The organism is Nocardioides luteus, assembly GCF_015752315.1.
Taxonomy (GTDB): domain Bacteria; phylum Actinomycetota; class Actinomycetes; order Propionibacteriales; family Nocardioidaceae; genus Nocardioides.
Genome location: NZ_JADOVJ010000001.1, coordinates 5,259,055 through 5,279,554 on the forward strand (window position 1 = coordinate 5,259,055; position 20,500 = coordinate 5,279,554).

Sequence of the window (20,500 nt, forward strand, 5' to 3'; positions counted from 1 at the left end):
CTGCCCCGCAAATAGCGAACCGGCACGGTTCCTTCACAGGATCCGTGCCGGTTCACCACATCGCCATGGATGGCTGGGTCAGGCCGGGAAGCCCTCACCCTTGGCCGCGAGGTCGCGGAGGTACTGCGTCGGGCGGAACCGCTCGCCGTACTTCTCGGCCAGCTCGTCGGCACGAGCCAGGAACGCCTCGATGCCGATCGAGCCGTCGGCGGCCTCGTAGCCGGTGATGAACTGGGCCGCACCACCGGTCTGCGGCGGGAAGCCGATGCCGAAGATGGAGCCGATGTTGGCGTGCGCGGCGGAGGTGATGACACCTTCCTCGAAGCACTTCGCGGTCTCCAGGGCCTCGATGAAGAGCATCCGCTCCTCGGCGTCCCGGATCGGGATCTGCTCCTCGGCGACCGGGAACACGGTCCCGAGGTCGGCCCAGATCGAGCCACGCTTGCCGTCGACGTAGTCGTAGAACCCGGCACCCTTGAGCTTGCCGGAGCGACCCGCCTCGATGAGCGGGTTGAGCACCCGCTCCGTGGTGGTCAGCTCCTCGATTCCGGCGGCCTCCCGCGTCGTACGAGCGATCTTGACCATGAGCTCGTGGTTGAGCTCGTCGGCGATCTGCAGCGGGCCGACCGGGAACCCGGCCTGGGTCGCGGCGCGCTCGAGCGAGTAGGGCGCGAAGCCCTCGGCGAGCAGCTCCAGACCCTCCTGGATCTGGGTGCCGATGACGCGCGAGGTGTAGAAGCCGCGGCTGTCGTTGACGACGATCGGGGTCTTCTTGATCTGCTGGACGATGTCGTAGGCCTTGGCCAGCGCGACGTCGCTCGTCTCGGAACCCTTGATGATCTCGACCAGCGGCATCTTGTCGACGGGCGAGAAGAAGTGCAGACCGATGAAGTCGGCCGGGCGGTCGATCCCCTTGGCGAGCTCGGTGATCGGCAGCGTCGAGGTGTTGGAGCAGAGCACCGCGTCCTTGTTGACGAACGGGGCGATCTCGTTGAAGACCTTCTGCTTCAGCGACACGTCCTCGAAGACCGCCTCGACGACGACGTCGACGCCGGCGAAGTCCTCCGGGGCGACAGTCGGGGTGATCCGGTCGAGGATCTCGTCGGCCTTCTCCTGGGTCAGCTTGCCGCGGGAGACGGCCTTCTCGTTGAGCTTGGCGGTGTAGGCCTTGCCCTTCTCGGCCGACTCGATGGCGACGTCCTTGAGGACGACCTCCGCACCCGCACGGGCGAAGGAGTACGCGATGCCCGCACCCATCATCCCGGCACCGAGCACGCCGACCTTGGTCGCGGTGAACTTCTCGACGCCGTCGGGACGCAGCGTGCCGGCGCCGATGGCGCCGAGGTCGAAGAAGAACGCCTGGATCATGTTCTTCGACTGCTGGCCGGTGACCAGCGAGGTGAAGTAGCGCGACTCGATCCGGGTGGCGGTGTCGAAGTCGACCATCGCACCCTCGACCGCGGCCGACAGGATCGCCTTCGGCGCACGCATGTCGGACTGCTTGAGCTGCTTGCGCAGGATCGGCGGGAACGCCGGCAGGAAACCGGCGAGAGCCGGGGAGGTCGGCTTGCCACCGGGCATCTTGTAGCCCGGCTTGTCCCACGGCTGCGCGATCTCGTCGGGGTTGGCCTTGATCCACGCCTTCGCGGCGGGCACGAGCTCATCGGGGGAGGAGACCAGCTCGTGGATCAGGCCCTTCTCGAGGGCAGCGGCGGGCTTGAACTTCGTGCCCTGGCCGAGGACGTCCATCAGGCCGGTCATGATGCCGAGGAGACGTACGACGCGGGTGACGCCACCGCCACCGGGCAGCAGGCCGAGGGAGACCTCGGGCAGACCGATGTCGTAGCGGGCGTCGAGGGCGATCCGGTGCTGGGCGGCCAGCGCGATCTCCAGACCGCCACCGAGGGCGGCGCCGTTGATCGCCGCGACGACCGGCTTGGGGAAGGTCTCCAGCTTGCGGAGGGTCGCCTTGATCGACTCGACCTCCTCGAAGACCTGGGCGGCGTTCTCCGGCCGCACCTGGATCATGTTCTTGAGGTCACCGCCGGCGAAGAAGGTCTTCTTCGCGGACGCGATGACGACGCCGGTGACGCCGTCCGCCTCGGCGTACAGCTTCTCGACGGCCTCCGCCATCGAGGTCTTGTACAGCTCGTTCATGGTGTTGGCCGACTGGTTCGGGTCGTCCAGGGTCAGCGTGACGATGCCGTCGGCATCCTTGTCGTACTTGACTGCGCTCATAGCTCTTCAGATTCCCTTTCAGACCAGCTCGACGATCGTCGCGATACCCATGCCGCCACCGACGCACAGCGTGGCGAGGCCGCGCTGCTTGCCCTGACGCTCGAGCTCGTCGACCAGGGTGCCGAGGATGATGGCCCCGGTCGCGCCCAGCGGGTGGCCCATGGCGATCGCGCCGCCGTTGACGTTGGTGATCGACTCGTCGATGCCCATGTCCTTCATGAACCGCATCGCGACCGCGGCGAACGCCTCGTTGATCTCGAACAGGTCGATGTCGTCGACGGTGAGACCGGCCTTGGCCAGCGCCTTGCGCGAGGCCGGCGCCGGCCCGGTGAGCATGATCGTGGGGTCGGCACCGGAGACGGCGGCCGAGACGATCCGGGCGCGCGGGGTGAGGCCGTTGGCCTTGCCGGCCTCCTCGGAGCCGATCAGCATCAGCGCGGAGCCGTCGACGATGCCGGAGGAGTTGCCGGCGTGGTGGACGTGGTCGATCTTCTCGACCCAGTGGTACTTGGCCAGCGCGACGTCGTCGAAGCCGGCCTCCTGGCCCTGCTGGAGGAAGGACGGCTTGAGGCCGGCCAGCGTCTCGGCGGTCGTGCCGGGGCGGATCAGCTCGTCATGGTCGAGCACGGTGAGACCGTTCTGGTCCACGACCGGGATGACGGCGTCCTTGAAGTAGCCGTTCTCCCAGGCGGCGGCAGCCCGGGCGTGCGACTGGGCGGCGTAGCGGTCGACGTCCGCGCGGCTGAAGCCCTCGAGGGTCGCGATCAGGTCGGCGCCGATGCCCTGCGGCACGAAGCCGGTCTTGAGGGCGGTGTCGGGGTCCTGCGCCCAGGCACCGCCGTCGCTGCCCATCGGCGCCTTGCTCATCGACTCCACGCCACCGGCGAGGATGAGGTCCTCGAAGCCGCCGCGTACGCGGGAGGCGGCCTGGTTCACGGCCTCCAGCCCGGAGGCGCAGAAGCGGTTGAGCTGCACACCCGCGGTCGTCTCGGGGAGACCGGCCTTGATGGCGGCGGTCTTGGCGATGTCACCGCCCTGCTCGCCGACGGGGGTGACGACGCCGAGGACGACGTCGTCGATCAGCGCCGGGTCGAGGTTGGGGTTGCGCTTGCGAGCCTCATCGATCAGGCCGACCACCAGGTCGATCGGCTTGACCTCGTGGAGCGCTCCGGTCTTCTTACCCTTCCCGCGCGGCGTGCGCAGGTGGTCATAGATGAATGCTTCAGCCATGCGCCGATTGTGACACTAAAACTGTCACAGTCAACAGGGTGTTGCCCAAAAGCTTCACGACAGATTGCGGGAGATCGTCCGGTTCACGGCGTCCTGGAAGCTCACCACGATCGCCTCGGTGGTCAGCTGCCGCAGCCGCGGGAGCACCTCCTCGAGGTGCTTGGCCTCCTCGGGGCTGTGGTGGGTGCGCCGGAACGGATCGACGACCTGGTCGCGCAGGATGACGTTGAGCTCGGCGGCGAGCTCGGCCATGAGACGCGAGGTCGCTGCGTACGCCGCCGCGAGGGCGTCGCGCGGCAGGCCCAGCGCGATCAGCTCGCGCCCGATCCTCGCCTGGATGTCCTCGGTCGGCTCCGTGGCCCACGAGGTGATCATCGCCCGCTGCATCGCGAGGTCCTCACGCGTGATGTCGGCGGGGAGCCGGGCGAGGTAGCGCTCGATCGCCTGCAGCGTGAACCCGTGCTCCTGGAGCGCCCTGACCAGGTCGAGCCGAGCACGGTGCTCGGGGCCGTAGTAGGCCACCCGCCCGCGACGGATCGGCGCCGGGATCAACCCGAGGCTCGCGTAGTAGCGCGTGGTGCGCACCGAAAGCCCCGTGGCGGTCGACAGCTCATCGATCGTCATCAGCTCATCGGTCGTCTCGGTCATGTCAGGGACCGTAGACCAAACCATTGCCACTTCGCCAGTGTTACTGTCACAGTTGCTCCGTCGCCCATCACGACAATGCGGTCTGCGTCACAGTGGTGAGGCATCATTAACCGGGTACGTCTACGGAGGAGAGTCATGCCCCAGAAGCCCACCATCTACGAAGCAGAGCACGAGGACTTCCGTGCCACCGCGAAGGCCTTCTTCGAGAAGGAGGTCGTGCCGTTCCACGACCAGTGGGAGAAGGACGGCATCGTCCCCCGCGAGCTGTGGAAGAAGGCCGGCGACACCGGGCTGCTCTGCTTCGACGTCGACGAGGAGTACGGCGGCCCCGGCATCAAGGACTTCCGGTTCAACTCGGTCCTCCACGAGGAGATGGCGAAGATCGGCGCCAGCGGGCCCGGCTTCTTCGTCCACACCGACATCATCGTCCCCTACATCTCCCACCTCGGCACCCCGGAGCAGAAGGCCCGCTGGCTGCCGGGCTGCGTCTCCGGCGACATCATCACCGCCGTCGCGATGACCGAGCCGGGCGCGGGCTCCGACCTCCAGGGCGTACGCACCACCGCGGTCGACAAGGGGGACCACTACCTCCTCAACGGCTCGAAGACGTTCATCTCCAACGGCATCAACGCCGACCTGGTCATCGTGGTCGCCAAGACCAACCCCGAGGCCGGCGCCCACGGCATCTCGCTGCTGGTGGTCGAGCGCGGCATGGAGGGCTTCGAGCGCGGCCGCAACCTCGACAAGGTCGGCATGAAGGCGCAGGACACCGCCGAGCTCTCCTTCACCGACGTGGTCGTGCCGAAGGAGAACCTCCTCGGCGAGGAGGGCTCCGGCTTCATCTCGCTGATGACCCTGCTGCCGCAGGAGCGCATCTCGGTCGCCTCGATCGCGGTCGCCGCGGTCGAGCAGGTCCTCGAGCTCTCCCTCGACTACGCCCGCACCCGCGAGGCCTTCGGCCGCCCGATCGGCCGCTTCCAGAACACCGCGTTCACCCTCGCCGAGATGGCCACCGAGGCCTACCTCGCCCGGCTGTTCCTCAACGACGCCGTCACCCAGCTCAACGCCGGCACGGCCGACACCGTCCTGGCCTCGATGGCGAAGTGGTGGACCACCGAGCTGCAGAAGAAGTTCGTCGACCAGGGCGTCCAGATCCACGGCGGCTACGGCTACATGATGGAATACCCGATCGCCAAGGCGTTCATCGACAGCCGCATCCAGACCATCTACGGCGGCACCACCGAGGTGCAGAAGCTGATCATCAGCCGCCACCTGGGCCTGTAGGTCACATCGGTCGGCCCGCGAGCTCAGCGGGTGGGTCGACCGAGGCAGCGCCGGGTCCTCACCGGGCCTGGCTCGACGTCGGCGCCGGACAGGTCCGTGTGCGAGTCTGTCCAGGTGTCGCACTCGATCGACCCGGACGCCATTCGTCTTGCCCCGATGACGCTGGAGCAGGCCGAAGACATCACGGGCTGGCGCTACCAGGCGCCTTACGACGTGTACGACATCCGGGATGGGACTACGACGAGTCCGCACTCGACACCGGGGGCGGAATGCGCCCCGAGCTCACGGGCCAGGGACTTGGCCGGGTCGTCATCGCGGCAGGTCTCGAGTTCGGTCGGAGCCGGTTCGCGCCCGCAGGGTTCAGAGTCACCGTCGCGTCGTTCAACGCCAGAGCGCTACGAACCGTGGAATCCCTGGGCTTCGAGCGAGTCGGGACCTTCAGAGCGACCCGCGGCAACCGCGACTTCCACGTCCTCGTCCGCGTCGAGCATCGACGACACGAGGGCCCAGCGCCGCATGCTTGACAGTCTCGACCCAAGCAGACGTCGAACGATCCGAGAAGTGGTCGATGTAGGCCCGCCGAGACGCTCCCCTCGGGCCCAGATCGACCACTTCTCGTCAGGAGAGCTCTTGGCTGCGTACGTAGGCGGCGCGGGTGGCCTCGAGGAAGGCCGCCCGCAGGCCGTTCTTCTCGAGCGCGCCGAGGGCGGCGGCGGTGGTGCCGCCCGGGGAGGTGACCTGCTCGCGGAGGACCGCGGGGTGAGTGCCGCTCTCGAGCAGCTTGGCGGAGCCGGTCAGCGTCTGGATGACGAGGGTGGTCGCGTCGTCCCTGGTCAGACCCAGGTGGACGCCGGCCTCGATCCAGGCCTCGGCGACCAGGAAGACGTAGGCCGGGCCGGAGCCGCTGATCGCGGTGACGGCGTCGATCTGCGACTCGGGGACGGTGACGACCTTGCCGACGGCACCCATCAGGTCGGCGGCGGTCTCGACCGCTTCCGGCGTCGCCTTGGCGCCGCCGGCGACGGCGGACATGCCCTCGCCGACCAGGGCCGGGGTGTTGGGCATGACCCGCACGACGGAGACCCCGTCGGGGACGGCGGGCTCCATGGCCGAGGTCGGCACGCCGGCGGCCAGCGAGACCACCGTGGTCCCCTCGCGCAGCGCGGACGCGATCGACTCCAGCACCGGCACGACGCCGTAGGGCTTCACGCCCAGCACCACGACGTCGGCCTCGGCGACGGCTTCGGCGGCCGGCAGCGTACGGATGCCGTGCTTCTCCCGCAGCGCCGCGGCCTGCTCCTCGCGCGCCTCGACGACGATGACGCTCTGCGGGGAGTGACCCGCCTCGAGCAGCCCGGCCAGCACGGCCCCACCCATGTTGCCTGCACCGATGATCGCGATCGTCATGCTCGCCAGTCTCTCAGAGCGGATGACCTGCGGGGATAACGCCCCACGGGACCCAAGCAACTGCTAGGTTGCGATACCCACACCCGTACATTCGCCGCTGGTCATCGGGAGGCCACATGCGCATCAGACGTACGTCCCTGCTTGCTGTGATCGCCCTCGCGGTGACCGTCGCGATGGTGGGTCCGCCCGCCTCCGGTGACGATGTGGAGCGGCGGCTTCCCTCGCCGGAGTCCGAGCTCAACGTGACCGGCGAGCCGTTCACCGGCACCGCTCCGGACGGCACCGTGCGCGGGCTGATCGACGCCCACAGCCACATGTTCATGCAGGACGGGATCGGCGGCGCGGCGGTCTGCGGGAAGGCGTGGTCGGCGAACGGGATCGCGGACGCGCTCAAGGACTGCCCCTCCCACGGCATCGCGGGTGAGACCGCGCTGCTGGAGAACCTGACCCGCTCGGGCAGCCCGCTCGGCTTCCACGACACCACCGGCTGGCCGTCGTTCAAGGACTGGCCGGCCTACGACTCGCTGACCCACCAGCAGATGTACTACCGCTGGGTCGAGCGTGCCTGGCGTGCCGGCCAGCGGATCCTGGTGGTGCAGCTGACCAGCAACAAGGCGCTGTGCGCGATCAACCCGGGCACCCACCAGTCCTGCGACGAGATGACCGCGGTGCGGAAGCAGGCCAAGGACGCGTACGACACCCAGGCCTTCATCGACGCGCAGTACGGCGGCGAGGGCCGTGGGTGGTACCGGATCGTCACCGATCCCGGCCAGGCGCGCGAGGTGATCGAGGACGGCAAGCTCGCCGTCGTGCTCGGCGTGGAGACCTCCGAGCCGTTCGGCTGCTCCCAGAAGCTGCGGCTGCCCTCGTGCACCCGCGCCAACATCGACGCGGGGCTCGACGAGCTGAAGTCGCTCGGGGTCTCGTCGATGTTCCTGTGCCACAAGTTCGACAACGCGCTGTGCGGGGTCCGTTACGACAAGGGCACGACCGGGCTGCTGATCAACGCCGGTCAGTTCCTCACCACCGGGACGTTCTGGACGCCGAAGGCCTGCGACCCCGGCCAGCCGCACGACAACAACCCGCGGCTGGTCGACCGTCCCGCCGAGCTCGCCTGGCTGCCACAGCCGCCGATCTACCCGGAGGGCACCGTCTGCAACCCGCATGGCCTCTCCGCCCTCGGCGAATACGCCCTCCGCGGGCTGATCAAGCGCGGCATGATGGTCGAGGTCGACCACATGAGCGCCAAGGCCGCCGGCCGCACCCTCGACATCCTCGAGGAGACCGACTACCCCGGCGCCCTCGCCAGCCACTCCTGGATGGACGAGCGCTACCTCGACCGGCTCTACGCCCTCGGCGGCTTCTCGACGATCTACGGCCACAGCACCGACCAGTTCCTGGCCGAGTACGCCCGCACCGCACCCGTCCGTGACCGTTACGGCGCCGGCATCGGGTTCGGCTTCGATATGAACGGCTTCGGCGGCACGCCTGGCCCGGCGAAGACGCGCGTCAGCTACCCGTTCCGCAGCTTCGACGGCGGCTCCGTCGTCGACCGCCAGATCACCGGCCAGCGGATCTGGGACTACAACACCGACGGCGTCGCCCACTACGGGATGATCCCCGACTACCTCGAGGACCTCCGCCTCACCGGCGGCCAGGACGTCATCGACGACATCGTCCGCGGCTCGGAGTCCTACCTGCGTACGTGGGCGGGGGCTCAGGCCGCCGCCCATTAGCCGCAGCCGCCATGAGGTCGGTGGGTTCAGTCGTCGTTTCTCGTACGTCTCAGCCAGCCGCCGCCGAACAGGGCCCAGACGACGAGCAAGGGTTGGAAGAACAGCCGGATCAGCCGCTTGCTGTCCGTGTCGAGACCGAACGCGTCGACGCCTTCTACATATTGCGCGATGTTGCCGGGGAAGATCGCCACGAAGAACGCGGCAAGCAGCGCTCCGACGAGACGTCGCTTACTCGGCAGCAAGACGAACGCCAGCCCGAGCCCGATCTCGACGACGCCCGAGCCGACCACCGTCAGGTCCTCGTCAACCGGGAACCAGTCGGGCACCTGCGCTCGGAACTCTTGTCGCTGGGTGGTCAGGTGCGCCACCCCGGCGCCCACCATGATCACGCCCAGCAGAATGCGCGCTGTAGTTCGCGCGGTCGAGGTCATCTCACCACTGTCGTCGATCTCGTCGGCGGCATGGCTGGGCTGGTCGACGTCGTTGCTCATGCCGGTTCCTTCGGATCCAATGCGAGGATCTCCAAGAGCACGTCGACGTGGCAGGGCAACTCGGGCGCGCAGTAGCAGGCGAGATCGTAGCCGGTGAGATCCTCACGGGCCTGGGCGACGAGCTCGGGGGGGGGGGGGGGGGCTCGGCCAGGTGTTCGCGGTAGGCCGCGTTCGCCTCCGGTGGCCGCTGGCCACTCGGTGGCCGGTACGGGTTGGCGAACTTGCTGGTGCCGGCGACGCTCTTGGCGCCGACTGGGAGGTGCCCACCCCGACGGCGGGACTGCTGCAGTCGCTTGCCGGCCACCCTGACCGCCTCCTCGCGGCTCGATTCCTACCCAAATGATGACATGATAATGACTCTTATCATGTCATCAACTGGCCGTGCTCCACGGCGAGTCGGCGGTCCCAGAGCCCGTTGGGGGCAACGGTCATCATCCGCCGTGTTCTACTGCATGTGTTATGGAACGAGTGATCGACTTCTGGCGTGATCGGCACATGCTGTGCCCGACCTGCCGTCACCGGTGGATCGTCGATCTGGACTGGATCGACCGATGGGAGCAGGCGCAGGAAGCTTGCCCTGGATGCGGTCTGACGTGCGAGCACGAGGATGCTCCGAGAGTGACCGTTGATCCCGGCGACCCGGCACTCCAAGACCGCCGCGTCGCGCAATTGGACTGGTACCACACCAGCACCCACCAGGACTGGCCTAGACGAGACTTCGACCCCGCGGCCGCCCTTGACCCCGAGACCCGAGCGCGGATGGGCGGTGACCACCGTGTCGCCGCATGGGCTGCACGCCAGCGCGCAAAGGCCCTCCACGTCGGCACGTACGAGTCCGCGATCCACAACATGCTGCGGCGGATCCGTGACCAGGCCGACCACGGCAGCCAGTTTCACCTCTATCGAGTGCACCTCGTGCCGACCGTCACGGTGAGGCAAGATTGGGTCTCCGACCCCAGTAACTGGGTCGGAGACGTGGACCTGGACACGGTCTGCCCTCCGGGAGTCGATATAGCCCGTTATCTCAACTACCACGAGGACCCTGGAGGACTCTCCCTCGCACTGGGTCGCGGCGCGATCGCCTGCGTTCAAGAAGTCGCCATTCCGATGGCCGAGGTCGGGGACGCCAACTGGATCCAAGATGCGGTTGACACTCTCAACCACGCCGCGAAGGCAAAGGTGTCCATCGCTCGACCGACTCGGGGTCTTGGCCGGCTTCGCCCACCGCCTTCTCCTCAGGTTATAGCCGCGCGTGACCTCGCCAAGGCTCTCGCCGATCGACTGCCGATCAATCTCCGGTGGCAGTTTACGTCCGCAACGGCGTTCGCCGATGGTGACGATCCGGTGCGTTGGGCCCGTCAAACGAGCGGCCTGCGCGAGTTGATCAAGGACCCGGCACAGGTGCTCGCCGCCCTTGACAGCCAAGAGTGCCGCCAAGTCTCTCTTCGAGGTTGAGGAGCGCCGCGTCCCGAGGTCGCGTGGCACATGCCGAGGGACCCTTGGTACAGATGACGACGAGGACGGCCCTGAAACCAGCGGGGCCTGCCCGAGCAATACGTTTGGGCGTATGGAAATCGAGCTCGCGGCACTCATCCTCTCCGCCGCCGCCTTCGTCCTCAGCGGCTGGGCTGCCTGGAACTCCCACCGCCAGGCCGAAGCGAGCAAGCGGCAAGCTGACACAGCAGAAGATCAACTCGCGATGATGCAGAAGCAGCAGGACACACTCGACGCTCGACCGTGGCAGCTCACGCATTTCAGTGGCAGCGTGTACCAGTTGACCAATGTCGGGTCCCTCCCCGCCTACGACATCAGCGTGGAGGGCGGGGCACGAGTCCAGTGGCGCACGGAGCCAAAAGACTCCAAGCTCGGCCCCGGCGAGAGCGCGACCCTTATCGTGACGCTGCAGTCCACCAAGAACAGGCGGATGACCATCCGTTGGGCTACCGAGCCCGGCGGCGAGACGAAGGAAACGACTCAGCTTCTCCCACCCAGGCCACCCAGTACCTAGCACCTAGCACCTAGCACCTAGCACCTAGCACCAGGTGACGCCTAGCCGACGTCCTAGAGGGGGTGGTCGTCTCCTCGGTCCGGCTCGCCAGCACCAGCGCCGGCGGCCGCGGCCCATTTCGCGTGAAGCGCAGCCCGACCCTTCTCGACCAGCTCCTCGACGACGGCGAGCACCTCAGGGTCGAGCCCGGGCTCGCTGGCCCGGGTACCCGGCCAACGTAGAAGCCTCCTAGATCACGAGCGAGATCGACACGTTCGGACGGTCCTCTGTGGTCACCGGCCTCTCGCCTTCTGACGTCACGACTCGGGATCCCGCTTGGTACGTTCCGGCGACCGCATCTCCCCGCACAGCCTGCGGCACACCTTCGTGGAGCGCCCCGTCAAGGGCGCGTGTACGACGTCGACTCAGAAAGGCTCTGAGCGAATTGATCGGCCCGCCAGGTTCACCCAGATACCCCGCGTTTGTGTCAGCGCCGATCTAAGCGAGGCGCTCGATCATTTGGCCGGGGCCTGGTAGCCGTCTAGCCCTGGTAGTCGGGGATGAGTGAGGTTGGTAGAATCAGCATGCTTATTATAGGTCGCGCGAAAGGTCTGCGGATGTCGATGTTCATCGTGAGATTCGAACACCCCAATGAGGAAGGCTGGCTCCAGTGGGTCCGGCCGCACGTGGAGTGGGTGCAGCATCACGTAGCTGAAGGCGTGATCGTCGCGTCGGGACCGTCGGTCGGAACTGACGTGCGCCAAGGGTGGCTGGTGATCCAAGCCGACGATGAGGCCAGCCTCCGCAAACTGCTCATGACCGACCCGTTCTGGGGACCGGGGATCATCGAGAACATGCTCATCGTCGAGTGGGATCCGATCTTCGGCGAGCTCGCCGAACTGTCGTCGGCTCCCGAAGGGTTCGACCTAAATGCGCTTCCGTGAGGGACTATTGAACGCACTGCCTGCATAATCTCAGCATGCTGACTACATCGACGCCGGATGATCCATCGAGAGCGAGTGGGCTCGACGCGACGATCCTGCAGGTGCGACGACTGCTCGATGCCTTGGGAGGTGCTGGCAACGCGGCCGATTGGGGAGCGGCGACGCATCTGCTGGGCCTGGCTGCCGACCTGTTCGGCCGAGCCCAGGTCGCCGAAGTAGAGCAGATCGTTGGTCGGCGATTCGATCTACCGGACCGTGGCCAAGCACTGACCCCGCGTCTCGAGCTGTGGCGCCTCGACTCCATGGGTGCCGTGGGCACTACGACGTTCGGTCGATTCCATCTCGGGAGCAACGGGGCTGCGCATGGCGGGTCGGTATCGCTGCTGTTCGACGAGCTGATGGGTCACATCATCGAAGCACGAGGGACGCGAGCGCGAACGGCGTACCTCACCACGCAGTACCGCTCGATCACACCGATCGACACAGCGCTCAACGTGGAGGCAACGGTCGACCACGTAGAACGTCGCAAGGTGTTCATCAGCGCAACGATCCGGCGAGATGAGGTGCTGTGCGCCGAAGCCGAGGCGCTGTTTGTGGAGCTGAGGCCGGGCCAGCCCTGAGGCAGTCCCGGCCTCAGCGACGGCGTCAGTGAGCCGACGCCGCAGACGGGGCCGTTTCGGAACCATGGCCCAGGGCTGTCGCTGTGGGCGTCGACCGCCAAGCGGTGAAGGCGCTGATCGCGGCAGCGGTCAGGATCAGCCACACTGGCGAGTGTGTATCGCCGGTGGTGTTGATCAGCCATTGCGCGACATAGGACGCCGTGCCGCCGAGCACTGTGATGGTGATGCCGTACGCCAGCGCGACCACGGTGCCACGGCGTGCGACACTCACGTGACGAACATAGGTGATCGGCGCAGCGCCACCATAGAGAGCGGGGCCGGCAGCCAGCCCGATGCTGGCGAACAGCACAACGATGAGGCTGTCGGCGCCGACCACGAGACTCCATAGCGGCCAACTCGACACCAACGTGATGAGTGACGCGGTGATGAGTACTGTGCGCGGGCCGAGACGATTCGACAGTTTGCCTCCCGCAACGACGAAGCCGATGCCGACGAGCAGTGCGCAACCGACGACGCTGGTCGCCTCGACGAGGGTGAAGCCGCGCTGCACGATCGTTGCCTGTACGAACGTAAAGGTCATGTAGAACCCGATCGCGTGCAGCACCGCGACACCTGCGATGCCAAGCATGCCCGGCCAGTTCGACCAGAAGGTGTCGGAGGGTGCGGGGCTTACGCCGGCATCGCGAGCGGCCTCGAACGCGGGCGTCTCCCCCAGGCGCGACCGAAGCAACAGCCCGAATGCGCCGAGTGGGATCGCAAGGAGGAACGGAACGCGCCAGCCCCACGACGCCATCTGCTCCGGGGTGAGCGACACACTCAGGCCGACCACGACGATCGCCGCCAGGAGCAGGCCGGCCAGGCTGCCCACCTGAACACGGCTCGCCATCTCCGGTGCACGATCCTCAGGAGACGACTCAGCCGCATAGATCACCGCAGCGGTGTACTCGCCGCCGGCCGAGAGACCCTGGCACAGCCGAAGCAGCACCAACCCGACGGTGGCGACCGGGCCCGCTGTCGCCACCGTCGGAAGCATACCGATCAGCGCCGTCGCGATCGCCATGCTGATCAAGGTGAGAACGAGGGCCGGTTGCCGGCCGATGCGGTCTGCGAGCATGCCGATCAGCACGCCACCGATGGGACGGAACAAGAACGCCGTGCCGAACACCGCGAACGTCGACAAGAGCGCCGTCGTCGGGCTCGAGTTCGGGAAGAAGATCCCCGCGAGCAGGGTGGCGAGGAAGCCGAAGACGGCGAACTCGTAGGTCTCGATGGTGTTGCCGATGCCGGCCGCGACGCTGTGCTGTCGCGTGGTGCGGCGATCGATCTCGGGTGGTGCGGATGTCATAGGGAACTCCTCGATTCAGGGCGCAGACGTGATGTGCGCCACATCAGCACTGAGACCGTAAGGCAGCGAGAAAGGAAAAAGCAAGCATGCTTATTCGGATGCTGATCTTGCGAGAGAACGTGGCCAGGGTTACATTCTCAGCATGCTTACTGATGTCACGGCGCAAGCCGATCAGGTCGAGGCGGTCGAGTTTCGACGCGTTCTTGGCCATTTCCCGAGCGGGGTCGTCGCGATCACCTCGCGTTCTGCTTCTGGCGCGCCGGCGGGCATGGTCGCCACGTCGTTCACGTCGGTGTCGCTCGACCCACCGCTGGTCGCATTCCTGCCGCAGAAGACGTCGTCAACCTTCGAAGCCATTCACGAAGCGGGCGTGTTCTGCGTCAACGTGCTGTCCTCAAAGCAGGAGGACGTCTGCCGAGCGCTGGCCCAGAAGGGTGGGGAAAAGTTCGCCGACGTGCAGTGGTCTCCTGCCACCACCGGATCGCCAATCGTCAGCGGCGCCGTCGCGTGGATCGACTGTTGCATCGAGACCATTCACGACGCGGGAGACCACTGGATCGTGCTCGGACGCGTCGTCGACCTCGCCGTCGCCGATCCAGCGGTACCGCTGCTCTTCTTCCAGGGCGGGTACGGACGGTTCCAGCCGCAGTCCGTCTCCGCTGTTGGCGCCCCGGACCTCGTCGAGCAGTTGCGTGTCGTCGACATCGTGCGGCCGGCAATGATCGACGCATCACGGCGCCTCGGGGTTGAGGTGCTCGCCACAGCGCAGCTTGGCAACGAGCTGGTTACCGTCGCCAGCAGCGGACATCCCGACCCCGAGCGTCTGCCGACCCGCATCGGCCAGCGCATGCCATACATCCCGCCGCTAGGCGTGTTGTTCGCCGCTGACACGGAGTCCGAGGAATGGATCGCTCGCGCCGGCCTGGACGAGGCCGGCTCGGCGCACGTTCGCGAGCTCGTCGACCGGGTCCGTGCCCGCGGATGGTCGGCCACGCTCGGCGCCACGACGACTCACGATCTCGAGCGCGCCCTCGCCCGGATGTCGACGCACGAGCCGACCGCCGAGCAGCGGCGCGCGGTCGAAGAGGCGATCGACCCGCTGGGCGGCGAGTTCGAGCCCGAGGATCTCGTCGCCGGTGTCGAGCACGCCCTGCGCACCGTGGCCGTCCCGCTCACCGACCGGTCGGGAGCGGTCCGGCTCGTGCTCACCGCCTACGGGCTGCCAGAGAGCTCGACACGCGATGACTTCTTGCGCTATCGCGACGAGCTCATCGCTCTCGCCGCATCCATCGACCTGCCGTCGGTTCCAACCGTCGCGGCCGCTTCCTGAGGAGACCCATGACTGAGCTTTTTACCGCCACCCAGCCGCTGACTGGCGGCGAGACCGATCTGACCGGTCTGCACCATCGCCTCGATGAGCTCGATGAGTCGCGGGCGATCGACCGCGTCCTGGTCGGATACTCCTCGATCTGGCCACACAACCACGCCACTGCGCCGTACATCCTCGGTCGTACGCAGCGGGTCGCGCCGATCCTCGCCCACCGTCCGGGCGTCATGGCGCCCACCCTGTTCGCACGCTACCTCGCCACCCTCGACGTGCTCGCCCAAGGCAGACTCGCCACGAACGTCGTCGTCGGAGGCTCTGACAAGGACCTCATGCGCGAGGGCGACGACCTACCCAAGGCCGACCGCTATCGTCGCGCCACCGAGTACCTCGACGTGGTGCGCCAGGCATGGACCAGCGAGGAGCCTTTCGACCACCACGGCGAGTTCTTCGACGTCGACGCCGTGCACCTACAGACGCGACCATTCCAGGGCCAGGTCCCGGTCTTCATGGGCGGCGAGAGTGACGACGCCGTGGAGTTCGGTGCGCGCCACGCCGACCTCTACATGCTCTGGGGCGAGCCGCTCGCCGGAACCAAGGAGCGCATCGACCGGGTCCACGCACGAGCCACCGAGTTGGGTCGCAAAATGAAGTTTTCCCTCAGCCTGCGCCTGTTCGTCGCAGACACCGACGACGCCGCATGGGCTGCCGCGCGAGCCGTCGAGCAGGAGGTGCACGACGCTCAGGGCACCGGCAGATTCCTGCGCTCGTCCAAGGGCGACACCTCGGTCGGTCGGCAGCGAGCGATGGCGCTCACCGACGACGAGCTCCATGACGACTGCTTCTGGACCGGGCTGACCAAACTGCTCGGTGGATTCGCCAACTCGCAGGCGCTTGTCGGTTCGTACGACCGGGTGCTCGCAACTCTCAAGGCCTACAGCGAACTCGGCATCGATGCATTTCTGGTCACGACCGGATCCGAGGCGGCTTGGGACCCGTCGCTCGAGGAGTTCCTTCTGCAGGTGAAGAAGGAACTCTGAGCCCGGTGAATCATCCCTCGAACTCGCGTAAGTCGCTCTCGATCATCGCAGCTGCCGCTCGCAGCATGCGGGTCAGCTCGGCACGCTCATCGCCGTTCAGTGCTCGGTCGAACGTGTCATCGATCTTGAGCACCTCCGCGTCCATCTCGCGAAGCGCCGCGACGCCGTCGTCGGTCAACGTCAATGCCATCGTGCGATCACTGTCCGGGTGGGTCGTGCGCTCAACGAACCCTCGCTGCTGGAGATTGGACACGATACGAGTCATCGTCTGGGGCCGCACATACGCCCGGCGGGACAACTGGGTCAACGACAAGCTGGGCTGGGTCTCGATGATGCGCATCGCGGCATAGGTCGACAACGTCATGCGCCACGGCATCAGTCGCTGATTACCGATACGCATCACGGCGCGTTCCACCCGGAACACGCCGTCCAGGAGAAGGGTGAGCTCGTCGGGGCGAACGTGGTCAATCGACGGCTTCGACACCATCGCAGCATAGCCGCCCGGCCACCAATAGTGAGCATGCTGAGAGATAGAAGGGCCGCATTTTTGCGGCGGAACAGGGAGTAAAGATCATGCACGAACGAGAATTGATGGACCTCGGCGGAGGAACGATCGGCGGGCTGATCGCACGTCGAGCGGCGAGTCTGCCCAACAAAGTCGCCTTGATCACCCCCGATGGAGAGCTCACCTACGCCGAGCTCGACGCGGCACGCCGGGGTGTGACCGCCGGCCTTCAGGGCCTCAACCTCCCCACCGGATCAGCGGTCGCGGTCATGATGGGGAACCGTGCCGAGTGGGTCACAGCCTGGCTTGGGACCGTCAGCGCCGGCTTGGTGTGCGTCCCGGTCAACACGGCCTACAAGGGCACGTTCCTCGAACACGCACTGACGCTCACCTCTGCCACGACGATCATCACCGAGCCGAAGTTCCTGCCGGCGCTGGCCGCGGTGGCGGACCAGACCGACCTGCGCCACGTCGTGGTCGTCGACGACGCCACGCAGGAAGTCCCGGGCGCTCGCGTCATGGGATTCGACGAGATCATCCTCAAAGGTGGCAGCGGCAGCGAAGAGCCGGTCGCCACCAAGCCGTCCGACACCGCAGTCGTCGCACTGACATCAGGCACCACCGGCAAGAGCAAGGGCGTTGTCACGTCCCACCTGATGCAGCTGGTCGCGGCCCGCGAGAACGCCGAATGCCTCCTGACGACCACCCGCGACACGCTCTATACCTGCTTGCCGATGTTCCACGGCGCCGCGCAGATCAACATCTGTCTGCACGGCTTCTACCTCGGCGCTACGGTGGTCCTGGCCGAGCGCTTCAGCGCAAGTCGCTTCTGGGACGACGTGCGCCGCCACGGCGTCACGGTCTTCAACGCCCTCGGTTCGGTGCTGCCGATGCTGCTGGCGCAACCGCCGAGGACCAACGACCGCGACAACAGGGTGCGAGTCGTCTTTGCAGCGCCAGCACCGCCCGAGGTCTTGCTGCCGTTCGAGGACCGATTCGGCGTCCACGTGGTCGAGGGTTACGGCCTCACCGAGATCAAGAACGTCACGTACAACCCGATCGACGCACGCCGAGTCGGGTCGATCGGCAAGCCCACTCGCACGACCGAACTGGCGATCCACGACGACGACGGCAACGCGCTCGGCCCCGGCGAGATCGGCGAGATTGTCTACCGTCCGAAGGTCGCGAACGTGATGTTCAACGAGTACCTGGGGAACCCCGAGTCGACCCTCGAGACGATGCGCGGACTGTGGTGGCACACTGGTGATCTCGGTTACGTGGACGCTGACGGGTTCTACTGGTTCGTCGACCGCAAGAAGGACGCGCTGCGCCGACGCGGCGAGAACATCTCGTCCTATGAGGTCGAGGCTGTGCTCCTCTCCTATCCGGGCATCCTTGCCGCGGCCGCCGTTGGCACGCCGTCGGAGCTCGGGGAGGACGAGGTGCTCGCCGTTGTCGAGGTCGATGACACATCGACCGTCGACTATCCGTCGTTGTTCCGTCACTGCGACGACCATCTGCCGCACTTCATGGTGCCGCGGTACTACCGCGCCGTCGAGGCGTTCCCGCGGACTCCGACTGGCAAGATCCAGAAGTCGGTGCTGCGCAGTGAGGGCGTCGACAACCACACGTGGGACGCGGACGCCGCCGGTCACGAAGCGACGAGGATCCGATGACCCGGGTCAGGATCAAGGACGTCGCGCCGCGCCTAGTAGGGCAGGCATTCGACGTCCCGACATCGGTCAAGATCGAGCTCGTCGATCGACTCACGGCCGCCGGCGTCCCCGCCGTCGAGGTCTCGTCGTTCGTCCGCCCCGACCTCGTGCCCGGCCTCGCCGACGCTGCTGACGTGTTCGATCGAGTCCAGCGTCGGCCCGGGATCGAGCTGACCTGCTGCGTCGGCAACGAGCGAGGACTACGCGCCGCGGTCGACGCCGGAGCCGACAGCGCCTGGTACCTGCTCTCGGTCGACCCGGGTTTCGCGGAGAACAACATCGGCCGCACGATCGAGGAGTCACTCGCCGACCTCGAACGCATGGCGGCGGTCGCCGCAGGAACGGGCACGCGGCTTGGCACCTACCTGATCTTCGCTTGGGGCGGACCTGCGGGAGGACCGCGTTCATCGGGGTCGGTCGTCGATATCGGACGCCGGATCCTCGAAGTCGGTGTCGACGAGTGGATCCTCGCCGACTCGAGCGGCTACGCGCCGCCCCCACGGATCGTCGAGACGATCGACGCCGCCGCACGACTCACCCCGCACGAGAAGATCAGCCTGCAGATCCATGACGCGCGAGGCATGGGTATCGCCGGCGCCGCCGCGGTGGCGGATCGTGAACTCGGGTCGATCGATACCTCGCTTGCCGGCGCAGGTGGACACCCAGCCATGCCCGGTGTGCCGGGCGGTTGCGTCTGCACTGAGGACCTCGTGCAGGCGCTCGACCTCATGGATGTCGAGACCGGCGTCGACCTGACCGCCGTGATCGACGCGTCGCGGTGGTTCGTTGAGCAGGTCGACGTGCCGGCGCCCGGCTTCGTCCGCCACGTCGGGGCCGTACCGCGCGGCGCCGCCGCTGACGCCCGTGGAACCTTCGATTGGAGTGCGCACTGATGACTGTCCAGCTGACGGTCGCCGAGGTCGGCGACCTGATCCGAGCCGTGCTGATATCGGTTGGCTTGACGCACGATGACGCCGTGACCGCGTCGGAGCACATCCTTGACTGCGAGCTCCGAGGGCTCTCGTACGGAGGGTTGCCCCGCACCCTTTCTGTGGCCGAACGGCTGCTTGCTTCGGGTGTGTCGCCCGGTTGGCGGCTCGAGCGTGAGACCCCTGTCTCGGTCACCCTCAACGGCGCCGACCAGCTCGGCTACATCGTGGCTCAGCGCGCGACGGAGTTCGCCATCGAGAAGGCGTCGATCTCGGGGATGTGTGTGGCCGCCGCCCACGACACCTGGTACACCGGCATGTTCTCCTGGTATCTCGAGCAGGTCACAGCTGCCGGTTTTGTCGGGGTCGCGGCCGGCAACGGCGGCGCCTTCGTCGCCCCGCACGGGGCCACCGAACCGCTGCTCGGAACCAACCCGATCGCGTTTGGCTTCCCGAGCCTCGGCGACCCGGTCATTTGGGACTCAGGCACGTCGTCACTCACGCACGCCGAGGTCGTTTTGAGCGGGCGTCTCGGCAACCCGTTGCCGCCGGGAACGGCGTTCGACGCAGACGGAGCACCCACCACCGATCCCGCGGCGGCGCTGGCCGGCGCGATCGCCGTTTGGGGCGGTCACCGCGGATCGGGCCTGTCGCTAGCGGTGCACCTGCTCGGCATGCTGACGAGCTCCCCTGCGATCCCGCGGCGCCCTATCGCCGACCTCGGGTTCCTCCTGATCGTCGTCGACCCTGAGATCATCACTGACGGACAGGCCTACCGGGCAGGAGTCTCGGAGCACGCCGACCGCATCCGAGCGGCACGTCCCGTCGAGCCCGGACGCCCCGTCCGAGTCCCGTTTGACCGGTCTCGCGCACAGCGCGCCGCGACCCTCAGCGCCGACCGTATTGAGGTCGAGCCGGCCGTGCTTGCCGCCCTGGAAGCGATTATGGAGTCTGCCGCAGCAGGCGCGCGACCGTGATCACTCAAGAATGGTCCATCGGTCCAAGTCGAACGGCGCAGATCCCAGGCTGCGGACGATCGCGTACTCGCTGGTCCGGA

19 protein-coding genes are annotated in these 20,500 nt (G+C 67.0%); 11 read left to right on the plus strand and 8 right to left on the minus strand.

Going from position 1 to position 20,500, the window contains the following annotated elements:
• Positions 1-78 precede the first annotated feature (78 nt).
• The 3 genes from HD557_RS25200 to HD557_RS25210 are packed head-to-tail and all read right to left on the minus strand — an operon-like array spanning position 79 to position 4,116.
• Positions 79-2,238, minus strand: a complete 2,160-nt coding sequence (locus tag HD557_RS25200; RefSeq protein ID WP_196875877.1) for a 3-hydroxyacyl-CoA dehydrogenase NAD-binding domain-containing protein — start codon at positions 2,236-2,238, stop codon at positions 79-81.
• Between the two features lie 18 nt (positions 2,239-2,256).
• A complete protein-coding gene (locus HD557_RS25205) occupies positions 2,257-3,468 on the minus strand; it encodes an acetyl-CoA C-acetyltransferase (protein ID WP_008356061.1) in 1,212 nt (403 codons plus the stop codon).
• A 54-nt stretch (positions 3,469-3,522) separates the two neighbouring features.
• Positions 3,523-4,116, minus strand: a complete 594-nt coding sequence (locus HD557_RS25210; protein WP_040754673.1) for a MerR family transcriptional regulator — start codon at positions 4,114-4,116, stop codon at positions 3,523-3,525.
• A 135-nt stretch (positions 4,117-4,251) separates the two neighbouring features.
• Here HD557_RS25210 and HD557_RS25215 point away from each other — a divergent pair, with 135 nt between their 5' ends.
• On the plus strand, positions 4,252-5,400 hold the full coding sequence (locus tag HD557_RS25215; protein WP_008356058.1) for an acyl-CoA dehydrogenase family protein: 1,149 nt from the start codon (positions 4,252-4,254) through the stop codon (positions 5,398-5,400).
• A gap of 618 nt (positions 5,401-6,018) precedes the next feature.
• Here the strand turns inward: HD557_RS25215 and proC are convergent.
• On the minus strand, positions 6,019-6,807 hold the full coding sequence (gene proC, locus HD557_RS25220) for a pyrroline-5-carboxylate reductase (protein ID WP_008356054.1): 789 nt from the start codon (positions 6,805-6,807) through the stop codon (positions 6,019-6,021).
• Between the two features lie 116 nt (positions 6,808-6,923).
• Here proC and HD557_RS25225 point away from each other — a divergent pair, with 116 nt between their 5' ends.
• Positions 6,924-8,543 carry a Coagulation factor 5/8 type domain-containing protein gene (locus tag HD557_RS25225; protein WP_196875879.1) on the plus strand — a complete coding sequence of 540 codons (1,620 nt, stop codon included), beginning with the start codon at positions 6,924-6,926 and terminating at the stop codon, positions 8,541-8,543.
• Between the two features lie 26 nt (positions 8,544-8,569).
• Here the strand turns inward: HD557_RS25225 and HD557_RS25230 are convergent, their stop codons facing one another.
• Both HD557_RS25230 and HD557_RS29185 read right to left on the minus strand, forming a co-directional pair.
• Entirely contained in the window at positions 8,570-8,974 is a 405-nt protein-coding gene (locus HD557_RS25230) for a DoxX family protein (RefSeq protein WP_196876548.1), read from the minus strand.
• A gap of 56 nt (positions 8,975-9,030) precedes the next feature.
• Positions 9,031-9,378, minus strand: coding sequence for a DUF4326 domain-containing protein (locus HD557_RS29185; protein ID WP_196876549.1), 348 nt, complete (start codon positions 9,376-9,378; stop codon positions 9,031-9,033).
• Between the two features lie 115 nt (positions 9,379-9,493).
• Here HD557_RS29185 and HD557_RS25240 point away from each other — a divergent pair, with 115 nt between their 5' ends.
• From HD557_RS25240 to HD557_RS25255, 4 genes are all read left to right on the plus strand, one after another.
• Complete coding sequence (locus HD557_RS25240; RefSeq protein WP_231380452.1) at positions 9,494-10,489, plus strand: hypothetical protein; 996 nt, start codon at positions 9,494-9,496, stop codon at positions 10,487-10,489.
• A 112-nt stretch (positions 10,490-10,601) separates the two neighbouring features.
• On the plus strand, positions 10,602-11,042 hold the full coding sequence (locus tag HD557_RS25245; RefSeq protein ID WP_196875881.1) for a hypothetical protein: 441 nt from the start codon (positions 10,602-10,604) through the stop codon (positions 11,040-11,042).
• A 596-nt stretch (positions 11,043-11,638) separates the two neighbouring features.
• A complete protein-coding gene (locus HD557_RS25250) occupies positions 11,639-11,965 on the plus strand; it encodes a YciI family protein (RefSeq protein WP_196875882.1) in 327 nt (108 codons plus the stop codon).
• 35 nt (positions 11,966-12,000) lie between these two features.
• Positions 12,001-12,585 carry a PaaI family thioesterase gene (locus HD557_RS25255; RefSeq protein ID WP_196875883.1) on the plus strand — a complete coding sequence of 195 codons (585 nt, stop codon included), beginning with the start codon at positions 12,001-12,003 and terminating at the stop codon, positions 12,583-12,585.
• Between the two features lie 25 nt (positions 12,586-12,610).
• Here HD557_RS25255 and HD557_RS25260 read toward each other — a convergent pair whose 3' ends face one another.
• Positions 12,611-13,930, minus strand: coding sequence for an MFS transporter (locus tag HD557_RS25260; protein WP_196875884.1), 1,320 nt, complete (start codon positions 13,928-13,930; stop codon positions 12,611-12,613).
• A 142-nt stretch (positions 13,931-14,072) separates the two neighbouring features.
• Between HD557_RS25260 and HD557_RS25265 the strand changes: the two genes are divergently transcribed.
• Both HD557_RS25265 and HD557_RS25270 read left to right on the plus strand, forming a co-directional pair.
• Positions 14,073-15,260, plus strand: coding sequence for a flavin reductase (locus tag HD557_RS25265; protein WP_196875885.1), 1,188 nt, complete (start codon positions 14,073-14,075; stop codon positions 15,258-15,260).
• A gap of 8 nt (positions 15,261-15,268) precedes the next feature.
• A complete protein-coding gene (locus HD557_RS25270; protein ID WP_196875886.1) occupies positions 15,269-16,294 on the plus strand; it encodes an LLM class flavin-dependent oxidoreductase in 1,026 nt (341 codons plus the stop codon).
• 10 nt (positions 16,295-16,304) lie between these two features.
• Here HD557_RS25270 and HD557_RS25275 read toward each other — a convergent pair whose 3' ends face one another.
• Complete coding sequence (locus tag HD557_RS25275) at positions 16,305-16,778, minus strand: MarR family winged helix-turn-helix transcriptional regulator (protein ID WP_196875887.1); 474 nt, start codon at positions 16,776-16,778, stop codon at positions 16,305-16,307.
• A 107-nt stretch (positions 16,779-16,885) separates the two neighbouring features.
• On the opposite strand from HD557_RS25275, the gene HD557_RS25280 reads away from it, so the two are divergent.
• From HD557_RS25280 to HD557_RS25290, 3 genes are read left to right on the plus strand one after another with little or no spacing between them, the layout of a single operon-like run.
• Positions 16,886-18,475 carry an AMP-binding protein gene (locus HD557_RS25280; RefSeq protein ID WP_231381587.1) on the plus strand — a complete coding sequence of 530 codons (1,590 nt, stop codon included), beginning with the start codon at positions 16,886-16,888 and terminating at the stop codon, positions 18,473-18,475.
• Positions 18,472-19,407, plus strand: a complete 936-nt coding sequence (locus HD557_RS25285; RefSeq protein ID WP_196875889.1) for a hypothetical protein — start codon at positions 18,472-18,474, stop codon at positions 19,405-19,407. Before HD557_RS25280 ends, HD557_RS25285 begins: the two co-directional genes overlap by 4 nt.
• Positions 19,407-20,420, plus strand: a complete 1,014-nt coding sequence (locus HD557_RS25290; RefSeq protein ID WP_196875890.1) for an Ldh family oxidoreductase — start codon at positions 19,407-19,409, stop codon at positions 20,418-20,420. Before HD557_RS25285 ends, HD557_RS25290 begins: the two co-directional genes overlap by 1 nt.
• Positions 20,421-20,500 lie beyond the last annotated feature (80 nt).